13 protein-coding genes are annotated in these 14226 nt (G+C 29.2%); 7 read left to right on the top strand and 6 right to left on the bottom strand.

The window, feature by feature from the left end:
- Positions 1-53: 53 nt before the first annotated feature.
- The 6 genes from AB6T46_RS00450 to AB6T46_RS00425 all read right to left on the bottom strand — a co-directional run bounded on the left by AB6T46_RS00450 (position 54) and on the right by AB6T46_RS00425 (position 7905).
- Positions 54-1277, bottom strand: coding sequence for an MFS transporter (locus tag AB6T46_RS00450; RefSeq protein ID WP_370931495.1), 1224 nt, complete (start codon positions 1275-1277; stop codon positions 54-56).
- Between the two features lie 436 nt (positions 1278-1713).
- On the bottom strand, positions 1714-2352 hold the full coding sequence (locus tag AB6T46_RS00445) for an epoxyqueuosine reductase QueH (protein WP_370931494.1): 639 nt from the start codon (positions 2350-2352) through the stop codon (positions 1714-1716).
- A gap of 814 nt (positions 2353-3166) precedes the next feature.
- Positions 3167-3469: a hypothetical protein gene (locus tag AB6T46_RS00440; protein ID WP_370931493.1), complete on the bottom strand. Its 303-nt coding sequence runs from the start codon at positions 3467-3469 to the stop codon at positions 3167-3169.
- A 19-nt stretch (positions 3470-3488) separates the two neighbouring features.
- Positions 3489-4253 carry a hypothetical protein gene (locus AB6T46_RS00435; RefSeq protein ID WP_370931492.1) on the bottom strand — a complete coding sequence of 255 codons (765 nt, stop codon included), beginning with the start codon at positions 4251-4253 and terminating at the stop codon, positions 3489-3491.
- A 1301-nt stretch (positions 4254-5554) separates the two neighbouring features.
- The gene (locus AB6T46_RS00430; RefSeq protein WP_370931491.1) at positions 5555-6793 is read right to left on the bottom strand and encodes a saccharopine dehydrogenase family protein; all 1239 of its coding nucleotides are present in this window, start codon (positions 6791-6793) and stop codon (positions 5555-5557) included.
- 17 nt (positions 6794-6810) lie between these two features.
- Positions 6811-7905 carry a carboxynorspermidine decarboxylase gene (locus AB6T46_RS00425; protein ID WP_370931490.1) on the bottom strand — a complete coding sequence of 365 codons (1095 nt, stop codon included), beginning with the start codon at positions 7903-7905 and terminating at the stop codon, positions 6811-6813.
- A gap of 127 nt (positions 7906-8032) precedes the next feature.
- Here AB6T46_RS00425 and AB6T46_RS00420 point away from each other — a divergent pair, with 127 nt between their 5' ends.
- The 7 genes from AB6T46_RS00420 (at position 8033) to AB6T46_RS00390 (ending at position 14222) form a co-directional block, all read left to right on the top strand.
- The gene (locus AB6T46_RS00420; protein ID WP_370931489.1) at positions 8033-8308 is read left to right on the top strand and encodes a hypothetical protein; all 276 of its coding nucleotides are present in this window, start codon (positions 8033-8035) and stop codon (positions 8306-8308) included.
- Positions 8309-8389: 81 nt separating this feature from the next.
- Entirely contained in the window at positions 8390-11236 is a 2847-nt protein-coding gene (gene mbhE, locus AB6T46_RS00415) for a hydrogen gas-evolving membrane-bound hydrogenase subunit E (protein WP_370931488.1), read from the top strand.
- Entirely contained in the window at positions 11236-11577 is a 342-nt protein-coding gene (locus AB6T46_RS00410) for a Na+/H+ antiporter subunit C (RefSeq protein WP_370931487.1), read from the top strand. The genes mbhE and AB6T46_RS00410 overlap by 1 nt, the downstream gene beginning before the upstream one ends.
- On the top strand, positions 11574-13142 hold the full coding sequence (locus AB6T46_RS00405) for a proton-conducting transporter membrane subunit (RefSeq protein WP_370931486.1): 1569 nt from the start codon (positions 11574-11576) through the stop codon (positions 13140-13142). Before AB6T46_RS00410 ends, AB6T46_RS00405 begins: the two co-directional genes overlap by 4 nt.
- Positions 13139-13636, top strand: a complete 498-nt coding sequence (locus tag AB6T46_RS00400) for a Na+/H+ antiporter subunit E (RefSeq protein WP_370931485.1) — start codon at positions 13139-13141, stop codon at positions 13634-13636. The genes AB6T46_RS00405 and AB6T46_RS00400 overlap by 4 nt, the downstream gene beginning before the upstream one ends.
- On the top strand, positions 13633-13917 hold the full coding sequence (locus AB6T46_RS00395) for a monovalent cation/H+ antiporter complex subunit F (RefSeq protein ID WP_370931484.1): 285 nt from the start codon (positions 13633-13635) through the stop codon (positions 13915-13917). The genes AB6T46_RS00400 and AB6T46_RS00395 overlap by 4 nt, the downstream gene beginning before the upstream one ends.
- The gene (locus AB6T46_RS00390; RefSeq protein WP_370931483.1) at positions 13917-14222 is read left to right on the top strand and encodes a cation:proton antiporter; all 306 of its coding nucleotides are present in this window, start codon (positions 13917-13919) and stop codon (positions 14220-14222) included. The genes AB6T46_RS00395 and AB6T46_RS00390 overlap by 1 nt, the downstream gene beginning before the upstream one ends.
- Positions 14223-14226: the final 4 nt, after the last annotated feature.

Genomic DNA, 14226 nt, shown 5'->3' with positions numbered 1-14226 from the left:
TTTAGCATAATATTTTTTTACTTAAAAATACAATAAAGTTATTATCATAAATCTTAACATTGTAATTTTTTAACTTGAGACATCCACTTTATCATAATAAATCCACATAAAGCAAAAGTAATAGCAGGTAGAACAAGGTAATATACAGGTGGTAAATTTTCTGGTAAAAAAGATATAACACTTAAAACTAAAATAGAAAATATTCTGCCGCTAAAAGCAATAGCGCCTGCAATAGATGATACATGAGTTTCTTGCCCTTGCTTAAGTTCTGATAAAAAAAGACTTTGCGCACCAATAGGTACTGTACATATAAACCCGTGAATTAAAGAAAATGCTATAATTGCTAAATAGATATAATTCACATTTACCAACAGCAGCAAAGCAATACACATTCCTCCAGAAAAAAAAGAAAAATATTTAATATAATTTTTATATTTATTATCAGCTAGATGATATTTTGATAAAATAAAATTAGAAAAATACTGAGACGAAAATGCCCCCACATGACATAACATAAGTACTAACAAATTATAATTATCAAAATAATTAATTCTTTCATTATTTAATATAATTGGTTGCCAGAAATGTAAAACAACCTGCAACCCTGCTGTAAGAAGACAGGCCTGAATTATATAATATTTTCCTCCAAGAGTATTTTTAAATATCCACAATGTCTCATATGTATTCTGAATTAAGGTTGCTGGTTTTACCTCACTTTGTTGCACTATCTTTTTTTCTGGTACCCAAATGAGAATAAAAATAATCATAACCATAGCAATAGCAGATATTATATATCCCACGAAAAAACTTCCTGAAAAATAAATAGTTGCAATGCCAATCATACCGGTAAAAACGCTACCTAAAGAACCAACCCTATGGCTTAAATGAGCATATTGTGAAAAAGAATCTTTTTTATCTTCCAATGAATAATAAAGCCAACCATTAATTGCAGTAGCACAAAGTCCTAAACCTATAGAATAAAAGATTTGTGCAATTACTAAAAAATACATATCAGGTGCTTGAAGAGAAAAAAGATAAAAAATTGCGGTAAAAAATACACCAATTATAACAGAATATTTATGACTATATTTATCAGCAATAACAGCACAAGGAAAATTAAACAATAACATAACTACAGAAAAGACTAATTGTAACAGCGCTAACTGCGCTAAAGTAACCCCTGTTGAAAGCAAAAATATAGCATGATATACTCCTATTAACATTCGCACAGCGGTATAAATTCCGAGAGTAGAAGCTAAAATAAAAGGTCTATTCATTATCCCCACCACAAATTTTACAATTAAATTCCTTTTACACTAAAAGATACTTAAAAATAATTTATCATTTCAAACCCAACACGCTAATTAATAGATATTGGTTCAGCATGGCTCTAATAATGAATGTGACTTCTAGAATAATATCTATAAACTAAAATATTTTTCGAGGTTTCAGACAAAATTAACAAATTATTCTTAACAAGAAATTTAAAAACCCTCTCAAATTATTCTTTAGAAATTTATTCTGAAATAATATTAAAAAGTTAAGTTGCAGTTTACGCTCTATCCATAATAAAATGACAGGAACTATTCTACTCCTCTCAGCTTTATTCTTAAATATATAGTTAACTAGAACCAACTCCAAATAGAGCTCCTTCACGTCTCATAAAGACACTAGCCTATTTTTCTAAAATAAAAATATCCTCAATGTCCAACTCTATTTTTTATAAAAATTTTTACCAAATTTCACTGTTTCACGACCTTTTGATTTACGATAGTCATTAGTATCGCGTAAAGAATAGATACAACCACAATATTCTTGCTGATAAAATTGCTCCTGTTTACTAATTTCTATCATACGAGCTGAACCACCAAATTTACGCCAATTATAATCCCAATAGATTAAACCTTCATATGGCTTTACTGCACGGTGACCACAATCATTAATTTGGTTCATATCCTTCCAGCGAGATATTCCTAAAGAACTTGTCATCACAGTAAAACCATTTTCATAAGCATAAAGAGCTGTTCTTTCAAAGCGCATATCAAAGCACATTGTACATCTTATACCCCGCTCTGGTTCAAACTCCATACCCTTAGCACGCTGGAACCAATTATCAACATCATAATCAGCATCAACAAAAGTTATATTATGTTTTTCAGCAAATCTTATATTTTCATCTTTGCGTAACAAATATTCTTTATGCGGATGAATATTAGGATTATAAAAAAATATAGTATAATCAATACCAGATTCTGTCATAGCCTCCATTAATTCACCAGAACAAGGAGCACAACAAGAATGCAATAAAACTTTTTGACTATTATCAGGAGTAACTAATCTAGGTCTGCTCATTATATTTCTCTCAAAACATCAATGATGTATTAATAATTAAAACAATCATAATAATATATTATACCCTGGCTATAAAGCCCCTATAACTAAAAATATATAATTATCATTAAAATAAAAAATAATATTCACTTATCTTATTTAGTCATAGCAAAAACAATTGATGTTTTCTCTAAGATATTTATTCCTTTTACTTTAGAGTTTTATATAACACAACTATAAAATACCAAGTAATCGTAATAATTAATATAGATATTTATGACTTACAAAATCAACCAAAGAATTAATATATACGACAGTAACTCAATATAGCATTATTTTTAAAAGCAACATCTATTCATACATCCCTCCAGAATTTTTATAAGAAATCAACCTCTTATAACATACCCAAGATTATGATATTATATTTTTACTCACCTTTTTATATTTAAAAGAATAGGAAAAATTATTTAGTAAAGGATCATTATTTCAACTATTTTATGAGAATGTAATATAAATAATCTGGGGTATGTTATAAACTGTTGATTTGCTAAGTTTTTAACATATATTTGTGCGTATTATTTTCTGGCGGGCAACTAGGATTGCTGTAAATGCCGATCGAATGTTTTTATAGTATATATAAGAATAAAAAGCCGCGACCCAACTGCCGCGACCAAAACTATAGCGTCCGAACTATTAAAAATCCTGAATTAGATTTAGTATCTCTAGAAACATTCTACCTGATACTGATACAAAAAAGGTTAGTTATAAAGTAACTAGACATGGTAATTATTTAATCAACACCCACATCTAAATCCTTCTATTAATTAATATTTCTCTATTGCTCTTCAGTAATTTCTTCAGTGATGATATATTTTGTTCCGCGCGTCAATAAGGTTAATATACCCAAGATAATATCACCAATTACCCAAACATTTAAAATTATACCCATAGCAAATGCCCCTCCGAAAACGGCCCCTGCTTGAAAGGCGGCGTCGCTACTACTACTAATTATGTCCCCAGTTAGAAAAATAACAGATCCAAGCCACAAAAGCATTAGGATGTTAAATGCAATAAATATCCATTTAATGATTTTCCCTATTATACTACGTTGACGAATTTCTTTTTGAATGGTTGCCATAATATTTCCTTTCATTATATCAATTGTTAAAAAGGTTGATAGAATCAAACGAAGTCAAGAACTGAGGTTGTTTCATTGACCCGTCTAATGTTATACTTTTCTCCTGATAGCAGTCTTTGGCATTCTCTCGAAAAAGTCTGCCAGAGAAACGAATTTTTTGCCCTTTTTCTAAACTAGCTAATATATCAAAAAGCTTGCTATCAGGATCAATAAGCGTAGCAGGACCTGACAAATCAGAAAAAACATTATTTGAAGTTTCCAACGTAATACCTTCAGCAATCTGAATTACTAAGACGCCTTGCCCCTCACTTGTGGTGGTTAACCGTTTAATCGTGCCTATCCAATTCTTAACAACAGGCGAAGGAAGGGCAGAACAAATAGCCCGCGCCCTTTGGCGCCGTACGCGGCTTTTGAGTAAATCATTATATGCGTTTTTATACTCTTCCCGTGCGGTATCAATAGCTTTTATGAAAGCAATTTGATCGTCCGGTATAACTAAATTGGATGCCTGGCTTTGAGATGAAATAGCACTATTTTGATCTAATATCTCTACTCTATCAGGGGTTTTAGGAAACATTATACCAATTAACACTAATCCACCAATGAGGATAAATATAGACCACTTACAAATCCTTAAAGCTTTTGAACGCTTTTTATTAAAAATAATAGAATATTCTGGAATCCTAAAGACTTTTTTAGGCTTTTTATTGAAAAGAGCAACTATTAAACTAATGATAAAACTTACCAATGCTATAAAAACAATAGTCCTTAATAAGATATCCATTCCTTACTCTCAATCTAATTACTGAATTTACAGATAAGAAAATCCAATATAAAATTTATGCGCGCAGACATTAAAGAAATTTATTCTATAAATTAATTATTCTAAATTTTTTTATTTAGTCCCCTGATTCAATTTGTAATTTATTATAAAATAATAAATATATCAATAATTATTATTGAAGCGTTCGGAACCGCTTTTACAAACACTATAAAAAATAAAACGTTTAACAACGCAAGAGAAACAAATGTTGTAAGCTTCGTTAATCATAGGTTCACGGAAGTTAGCTCATGGGCTAAAAGGGTTCAACGGTAGCATCTCAATATGTAGATTGTGATAGAGATGAACAAGAGCCACTAAGCAAAACGAAAGAATATAAAACCATTGCAATTATCTCTATAAGTGCTTTAGATACACAACCTTTATTAGTCCTTGCTAGAGAACTACAACCATAATCAGAAAATTTCACCATATTAAATTATCTCTTTACCATTTTAACCTTACTCGATATTGGATTAACTCTTTTCCATGATTAAGAATATTAAAGATCGGTGCTGTACTGCAGCAGTTGGATAAAGATAGATTATTTTGTTAGAGCAATGATAAATAGCTTATAAGAATAGACAAATGAAAATGGATTTAAGCGTAGAGATTAAGAAACTACGTAAAAAAATTAAATTACAATTTTAACTAGAGCTGATAATATAACAATTAGATTAAATCGCAAGGAACAACAACGTAATATTTTAGACAATTCGTTAGCTATAGTTTATTTCTATTAACAATAATAGTAAGGAATTCACTAAAAAAATATAAAAAATTTTGTAAACTTAGAACTTAAAATAACCTAACTAAAGATTGTAGAAGCCGTCTTAAATATTTAAAGAAATTGCTATAGATTATTATTTTACTAAATCTAAAGAAAAAATCTCATATATTTTTAGTGAACAATTTATAACTAACGATTTTAATAAAGTAGATTAATTATGTAACACAAGCTACACATTAATTAATTTTAGCAAAATAAAAACAAATTATAGTTCCACTTTTAAACTATCAATGGTTTTAGCCCGAACAATTTTCCTAATATCAATATATATATATACTTGTTGCCATATCTAAATTTCTAAAAGAAGATAAAATACAATTACTTATTCCTATAAAATATTATACAGTATAATTCTTATAGAATATTCCTAATAATAAAAAGCCCCCGAGGTAACCCTCAGGGGCGCCTACCTCTTTTAGGAGGGGGGAGGAAAAAAAGAGGCAGGTATGAGATACACTATAATTATAGTATTTTTCTAACCCTCATAAAGGTTACTTTTGCCATTTTCATTTATATAACTCTTTAAACCCATCTTATTCAATAGTAAAAGAAAATATTTAGTTGATAACTCTTCAACATTTACCATTTTTTTAACGTCCCATGTTCCTTGAGCTATTAAAATCGCAGCTGCAGCTGCAGGAACACCAGCGGTATAAGATATTGCTTGAGTACCAACTTCAGCAAAAGCTTCTTCATGATCACTGACGTTATAAATAAATAACTCTCTATTTTTACCGTCTTTTTTCCCTCTGATATAGTCACCTATACAGGTTTTTCCAGTATATTTTGCTGCTAAAGAAGAAGGATCTGGTAATACTGCTTTAACAACTTTTAGAGGTACTACTTCAAGTCCTTCTGCAGTTTTAATAGGTTGCTCAGATAATAAACCAAGATTTTTTAATACAGTAAATACATTAATATAGTGTTCACTAAAGCCCATCCAAAAACGTACGTTAGGAACATTAAGATTTTTAGATAGAGAATGAATCTCATCATGACCGGTCATATAAGCAGTCCTAGTACCAACCACTGGCAAATTCCAATCCTTACGTACTTCAAACATTTTATTGGAAGTCCACTGTTCATTTTGCCATGACCAGACTTGTCCAGTAAATTCCCTGAAATTAATTTCAGGGTCAAAATTAGTAGCAAACCATTTATCATGACTTCCAGCATTAATATCAATTATATCAATTGAATCTATTGAATCAAAATAATCATTAGCCGCTAAAGCCGCATAAGCATTCACCACACCAGGATCAAAACCAGCCCCTAAAATTGCTGTAATACCTGCTTGTTCCACTTCCTGCTTTCGTTTCCATTCATAATTTCCATACCATGGTGGCGTTTCACAAATTTTAAGCGGATCTTCATGAATAGCAGTATCAATGTAAGACGCTCCCGCCTGAATGCAAGCAGATAATATAGACATATTTAAAAAAGCAGAGCCAACATTAATAACAATCTGACTATTAGTCTTTTTAATTAAATCTACTGTAGCTTCTATATTTAAAGCATCTAAACTATGTGCTCCTATTGTAGCAGGAACCTTAAGTGACTTTTTCTCAATAATAGAATCTATAATTTTATCAATTTTACTTTTTGTACGAGAAGCTATATGCAGCTCGCCTAATATATCATTATGTTGTGCACATTTATGCGCTACCACCTGCGCAACTCCACCTGCTCCAATTATTAAAATGTTTTTTTTCATATATTAGCTCCTGTGACCTATGAAAGACTAGTTAAATAATCAGTATAATTAAACTCACGAATTAAATTGAGACTTCCATCTAGTTCCTTAATAACAATTGAAGGCATTGACAAGCCATTAAACCAATTTTTTTTCACCATAGTATAACCCCCCGCATCACATATAGACAAACGATCCCCTATTTGCAAAGGTTTTTCAAAATTATAAGTGCCAAATATATCACCTGCTAAACATGATTGTCCACATATCATTATTTCATGTTCACCATTATGCTTCATTTTAGCAGATTCTCGATAAATTAACAAATCTAACATATGTGCTTCTATAGAACTATCGACTATTGCTAAATGTTTACCATTATATAAAGTATCTATAACGGTAACTTCTAACGTAGTACTTTGTGTTATAGCAGCTTCTCCTGGCTCTAGAAATACTTGCACACCATAAGTATCGCTAAATTTCTTTAATCTGTCACTAAATTTCTCAAAAGGATAATTATCATTAGTAAAAGCGATACCTCCTCCTAAACTTATCCATTCTACTTTATGAAAATAGGAAGCAAATTTTTTCTCTATATGCTCTAATAATGCATTAAATTTTTCAAAATCTGCATTCTCACAATTATTATGTATCATAAATCCATTTATTAACTCTAAAGCGTCTTCTACTTTATCATATTCAGCCTCTCCTAATCTACTGTAAGGTCGAACAGGATTTGCAATATCAAAACAAGATACGCCAACTTGCGGATTTAATCTTAAGCCTTTTTGAATATGAGCAGCTTTAGCATGATAACGCTGTAATTGACTAACAGAATTAAAAATTATTTTATCAGCATAACTTATTACATCATCTATTTCATTATCTTTATAAGCTACGCTATACGCATGAGTTTCCTTACCAAATTTCTCTTTACCAAGTCGCACTTCATATAAAGATGATGAAGTGGTACCATCCATATATTGTTGCATGAAGTCAAATAAACTCCAAGTAGCAAAACATTTTAGTGCTAATAAGGATTTAACGCCGGATAAATTTCGCAATAATGCGATTTTCTCCATATTTTTAGCCAATTTTTCCTTATCAATCAAATAATATGGTGTTTGTAGCATTAATTTAGCCCTTTTAATTAATTAATCCCAATATTTTAAATAATTTACGTAAGATCTGCAACAAAATAGTTAATCCTACATTTATATATATAAATAATTTATTATATATATAAATACGAGAACTCTCATGAAAAAAAATTTTATCCTTGGTGCGACTTTAATCGCTTGTATAATAGCTGCTGCTATTATAGCAGCCTTTCTATTTTTTTATCCTAACTCATCATTTAGAAATGAAGAATCATTAAACAATATCTCAGTTTATACAAATAATATAATAACTACAGAAAAAAATAATAATGGGCGTCTTAATGGCTACAAAGGTTACCATTATGCTCGCATTGGCTATCAACAAGCCAGTGATGGTTGGTGGTATCCACCAACCGCCTTCATAAGTAAAAACTAAAAAATAAAATAATAACTATCTAGAATTATTTTATTTTTGCAATATATTGCTTATATATGATTTTTTATTGAAGGCTTTGAAATGCTTGGGAAAAGTTTACTGCTAGCATTGCTATTACTACCCTTCCTAGGTGCTTTCTTAATTGGAATTATAAAAATAAAAAAAGCTTATATAGCTGGTATCATAGTTACCAGCTGTGCCATTATTATTATTAGTTTATATCCTTTTATTTTCTTTCAAGGAAAAATAACTATTTTTATTCCTTGGGTAGAAAGTCTAAACTTAAATTTATCTTTTGATCTTGATGGTCTAGCCTGGTTATTTTGTTTTTTAATCTTTGGAATAGGCTCATTAATAATTTTATATAGCTATTACTATTTACCTAAAAATCAGGATTCTACTCGCTTTTTTTGTCTATTACTATTATTTGCAGGTTCAATAAATGTAATAATATTATCAAGCAATTTAATAATTTTATATTTATTTTGGGAATTAACTAGCCTATTTTCCTTTTTCCTTATAGGTTATGAATATAAAAATCACCTTGCTCGCAAAGCTGCGCAAATGTCTTTAATCGTCACTAGCTTTGGTGGAATAATGCTATTTTTTAGCTTTATTCTAATAGGAGGTTTAATTGATTCCTATCAAATAGATGATGTAATTCATAACGCACATGTCATTATTAATAGTGAATTTTATCCTCTAATTTTAACCTGCCTATTAATAGGTGCATTAAGTAAAAGCGCTTTATTTCCTTTTCATTTCTGGTTACCAAATGCTATGGTCGCCCCCACACCGGTTTCCGCTTATTTACATTCTGCTACTATTGTTAATTTAGGTATATATTTATTAATAAAATTATTGCCTGCTTTTGCTGATACTAAGTTATGGTTTTTTATGCTAGGCTATGCTGGACTTACCTCTCTAGTTTTAGGTGCCTTTCAGGCAATATTTCAGCAAGATCTTAAAAAATTACTTGCTTATTCTACTATTAGTAATATTGGTTTAATAGCCGTTCTATTAAGTCTAGGTAGTCCTTTATCATGTGTAGCCGCTATCTTTCATGTTATTAATCATACCATTTTCAAAGCCTCGTTATTTATGTCTACTGGAGTTATTGCTAAAGAAACAGAGACTAGAGATATAAGACAATTAAAAGGTGTATATTCACTTATGCCAATAACCTCTAAATTAATGATTGTTGCTACCGCCGCTATGGCGGGGGTTCCTTTATTAAATGGTTTTCTATCCAAAGAAATGTTTTTTTATGAAACTACAACCGTACATCTATATTCTTGGCTAGATACAATAACACCATATATGGCTACTTTTGCAGCTAGTCTTTCTGTCGTCTACTCGATGCGTCTTGTTGGAGGAATCTTTAATTTTTCTGAAAATAAACATAAAAAGATCAAAGAACCAAAATTATGGATGCGCTTTCCCATTGAATTTCTAGTTTTTTTATGCCTACTAATAGGAATGTTACCGCAATGGACTATTGGACCATTCTTATATAATGCTGCTTATGCTGTATTAAAAGAGAAAACTCCTTACTACAACTTACAATTATGGCATGATTTTTCTTATACTATATTCATGAGTTTAGTAGCTTTTTTATTCGGTATATTATTGTATATTTTATTTAACGATAAATTAAATAAAATAGAAAATAACTATAAGTTCAATGCTCTTTATTTATTTTCATCATTTTTACAAATTATCTTCGAAAAGATTGCTTTACAATTGCGTTATTGGCTTTCAGTAAAAGGATTACAAAATCAATTACGCATTATAATAATAATCACTATAATATTAATAATATATTATATCCCATATTTTAAAATAACTGAATATGAAATAAATAGCAGTTTCCCATTATTATTTTTTGCTATCTTAACATCTTGCTTAGTATTAATATGCTGTTATGCTTCTGATAAAAAAAGAATAGCCTCTTTTATATATCTAAGCATTATTGGTTTAAATGTATGTTTTGCTTTTCTGATATTATCTGCTCCTGATCTAGCTCTAGCACAATTATTAGTAGATATGATAATAACTTTTTTAACCCTATTAGGGTTATATTGGATTCCACAAAAAAGATACACCGCAAATAAAATTAGAATAACTTCTAATAAAACAAAAATTAACGATATTATTCTAGCTGTCATTTTCGGAGCAATAGTAACTTTTATCTCTTATGTATTGATGTATGAAGATATAAATACATCTGTTGGAGAATATTTTTTATATAAAACCTATCAAGCCACAGGTGCACATAATAGTATAACAGCACTTTTATCAGCCTTCCGTAGCTTTGATACATTAGGAGAAATATTAGTTCTAATAATTTGTGCTTTAATCATATTTGCCGCGTTCGCCCGTCTTCACAAAAACAAAAAACTATCTTCCAATATCATCAAGCAAACCATGAATAACTATAAGCTATATTATAATGATTTATATATACCCTCTCTATTTATGCAATGGGCATCTCCTTTTATTGTTATTTTTTCAATTTATATTCTATTTCAAGGTCATGACAATACTGGAGGAGGATTTCCTGCAGGGATAATTATAGCCTTAAGTATTATTGTTCAATATATGTCACTCCGCAACAATAATATGCAAGAAAAACTTAAAATCATCGCATTATACGGGGTGATTGCGGGAATATTATTAATAATAAGTGCCGGAATTATACCGATTTTCTTAGGAAAAAATTTCTTAGCATTATGGTATTACGAAACAAAATTATTTTTATGGGGAAATTTTTCTATTAGCTCGATGATCGTTTTTGATTTTGGAGTATTTCTTACCGTTGCAGGAGTAATCTTATTGATTATTTTTGCTCTAGCTAGTCTGCCTAAAAAATCCACCATAATAACAAAACCATCTAAACATACGTTAAAAAAGGAGGAAGAAAATTAATGGAATTTGCACTATCCCTAATAATAGGATCTATTTTTAGTGGTGGAATATGGCTAATTTTACGATCTAATACTTATCAAGTTATCTTAGGAGTTTCTTTATTATCTCACGCTGTCAATCTATTTATTTTTTGCTGCCAAGGTATAAAATCTAGGGCGAGTGTTATTGTTTCTAGCGAAAAAATAACTAATCTTTCTGAATATATAGACCCTGTTCCGCAATCATTAGTATTAACTGCAATTGTTATAAATTTTTCTATGACAGCATTAATCTTTTTAATTTTTATCTTTGTAAAAAGTTACCTACGAACAGAAAATGTAGATGGAAGGAATGATGAATGAGTATATTTTTCAATAATTTACTTATTTTACCCATTCTTATACCATTAATTACGGCTATTTTATTACTGTTAATAAGCAATAAATATCGTTCAATAAAATGGTGGGGCAGTTTTATTTCCTCAGTGTTATTAGTGTTTGTCTGTTTATTAATTGTTATTCATTTACAGAAAGTGCCTAATGCTACTTTAATTTATTCGCTAGGAAATTTACCGGTACCAATTGCAATTACTTTAGTTGCAGATCATCTATCAACTTTTTTCTTATTAATAACCTCTATCATATTATTATGTAGCTTATTATTTGCTTTAGGTCACTGGCATAAAGAAGGAGACTATTTTTACTCCTTAGTACAATTTCTTACCTTAGGTATTAACGGATGTTTCCTGACGGGTGATTTATTTAATTTATTCGTATTTTTTGAAATAGCTTTATGCGCTTCATATGGTTTAGCCTTATATGGAATGACAATCATCAGATTAAAAATTATCTTACATTATTTAATTATTAACCTACTTATTTCTGCTTTTTTCTTAATAGCTATTGCTATTCTATATGGATCTTTGGGAACATTAAATATTGCACATATTTATATTAAATTATCAACTCTGGACTTAAATGAATTTAATCTAACAAAAATAGGTTTAATATTTTTAGTAATAAGTCTTTTAGTAAAAGTAGGTATGTGGCCCTTAGGATTTTGGATGCCATTAGCATATGCTCGAGTTATTTCTCCAGTAGCAGTAATGTTCTTGATGCTAAGTAAAGTAAGTCTTTATATAATATTAAGAAATATAGCTTTAATTAAAGAACATTGTGAACTGTTATTTGAAGGCTGGGAGTTAACCTTTATTTTTTGGGGAGGATTAGCTACTACTATATATGGTTTAATACTAGCTTTATCTTATCGTTCTATAAATTATATAATATCTTCTGGTGCGGTTATATCATCTGGAATTATTTTATTAATGATAGCTTACGATGTTAACAAACTTATTGCAGAATTATTATTTTATTTTACTACAGCTACTTTTGCATTAGCAGGACTGTTTCTATTATCTGAATTAATTAACCGCTGTGTAGCCCGCACAAATAACTTACCCCAGCCTAAAGGAGTAAAACAAATTATCTCAAATAAGATTTTATTCCTCGGCATTAGTTTTATATTTTTTGCTATCAGCTTCATTGGTATTCCACCTTTTGCAAAATTAGCTATTTACCATAAAATATTTTTAAATTTCTATGAGCAAAATTCACATGCACAGATAAATTATCAAAGCTGGATCTTAGCATTAGTATTATTATTTTCTGGCTTTATCTATTTTTTAGCTTTTATCAGATACGGAATAAAAACTTTTTGGAATGTGAGAATATATAATACCAATAAATTATATTATGTGGAAATATTGTCTATTTCATTCATTTTATTAATATTATTATCTAGTAGCTTTTTTATAAAATTCTTTTGGTCTTATCTAAATAAAATAGAGCAACAATATAAAAAGCCTGGAATATATACAGAAACTATATTACCAAAACAACTTATTGAAAAAGAACTAAGTAAATGAAACAACAAAAAGTTAAATTAATATCTTCTCCTATTTTAACTATTTTTCTGTTATCATCTTGGCTAATCATACATAAATTTGGCTGGAATAGTTTTTTTATCGGCTTAATTTTTCTCTTTATATTAATAATAATTTATTCTACTTGCTCCACTAAATTACCACTTAAAAAGATTTTCTTACTAATTAAATTTATTTTTTGTCTTATTAAAAGTTTTATCATTGGTTCAATAAAATTTTTATTTATTTTAATAACCTTTAAGTTTAATCCAAAAAAGCAGGGCATTGTCAAAATACCATTAAAAATTGACAATAATAAAATGTTGTTATGTCTATCATTAATTCTATCCTCTTCTCCTGGAACATTATGGATTAAATATAATAAGACTAAAAAATTATTATATGTACATCGTCTTAACTTAACTGAAAAAGATAAGACTAACCCTAGGCATTTAATTGAACAACACGAAAAATTAGTAAAGGAATTATTTCAATGAACTTTTGGATTATTGAATATACTGCTATTATAAGTGAATTTTTACTTTGTATATCAATAGCTATTATTAGCTATCAAATAATAACTGCACCTGATACGGCGGGGCGCCTAATTGGCATGGATTTTTTATATCTTATTTTATCCGTTTTCACCCTAATATTAGCAATATATTATCAAACTACATATTATTGGAATATTGCTTTTATCATTTGTTTACTTGGTTTTATTATATCCACCATTTTCACAAAATTTCTTTTAAAAAAGAAGGCTATAGATAAATAATGACCCATATCCCTCTTTGGCTAACGATATTAGTCTCTATTTTTATGCTATGTAGTTGTTTAGTCATTCTAATAACTTCCATATATTTCTGTTTAATAAAATCTTATTTTAGTAAACTGCAAATATTATCAATGGCAGTTAATTTAGGGCTATTTTTAATAGTGTTAGCAGTAGTATGCTATTTTGGTTGGTTCTTCCCCACACTAATTTTTAAATTATCCCTATTATTTATCTTCGTTTTTTTGACTAGCCCAATTGGAATGATAATGCTGGCATTCTTAGGTTGGCAACAGAAGAAAAAATAACCTT

This window comes from Bartonella sp. DGB1 (assembly GCF_041345015.1).
In the GTDB taxonomy this organism is placed as follows: domain Bacteria; phylum Pseudomonadota; class Alphaproteobacteria; order Rhizobiales; family Rhizobiaceae; genus DGB1.
This window is presented reverse-complemented; position numbering and strand designations above follow the sequence as displayed.